The following is a 569-nucleotide window of genomic DNA, read 5'->3' as shown; positions in this document are numbered from 1 at the left end:
TTCAGCTTCTGCACCAGTGGCCGCTCCCGTTGCGCCTGTGACGACAAATGCGGAATCGGTTCCTGCACCGCTTGCAGGAAACATCTTTAAAGTGAACGTTCAGCCGGGTGCTGAAGTCGCGGAAGGTGATGTCCTACTGATCCTTGAAGCAATGAAGATGGAAACGGAAGTTCGTGCAGCTCGCGGTGGTATCGTTCAAGAACTGAACGTAAAAGAGGGTGATGCCGTTACCGTTGGTGCACCTCTTCTCAGCTTGGCGTAAGGGAGTATCATGGACGGATTGATGACCTTATGGTCAGAAACAGGGATCGCTAACTTTGAGTTTGGCCAAATCTGCATGATGCTGGTTGGCTGTACGCTGTTGTTTTTAGCGATTCGTAAAGGCTTTGAACCATTACTTTTATTGCCAATTGGCTTTGGTGCTATCTTAGCTAACATTCCTAATGCGGGCTTCACTGAGCCGGGCGGTTTGTTGTACTACGTCTACTATATCGGGATCGAATCGGGAGTTTTCCCATTGTTGATCTTTATGGGCGTTGGTGCGATGACGGACTTTGGCGCATTGATCG

General features: G+C 49.4%; 2 protein-coding genes. Both read left to right on the top strand.

Translation table 11 applies throughout. The features are described from left to right. A partial coding sequence (locus tag R7R78_RS28390) for a biotin/lipoyl-containing protein (RefSeq protein ID WP_225474885.1) occupies positions 1 to 262 on the top strand: 262 nt, incomplete at its 5' end. A 9-nt stretch (positions 263 to 271) separates the two neighbouring features. Next, a partial coding sequence (locus R7R78_RS28385) for a sodium ion-translocating decarboxylase subunit beta (protein ID WP_225474884.1) occupies positions 272 to 569 on the top strand: 298 nt, incomplete at its 3' end.

This window comes from Vibrio sp. 2134-1, from assembly GCF_033339495.1.
Note: the sequence above shows the minus strand (reverse complement) of the source record. Positions and strands in the feature narration are given on the sequence as shown.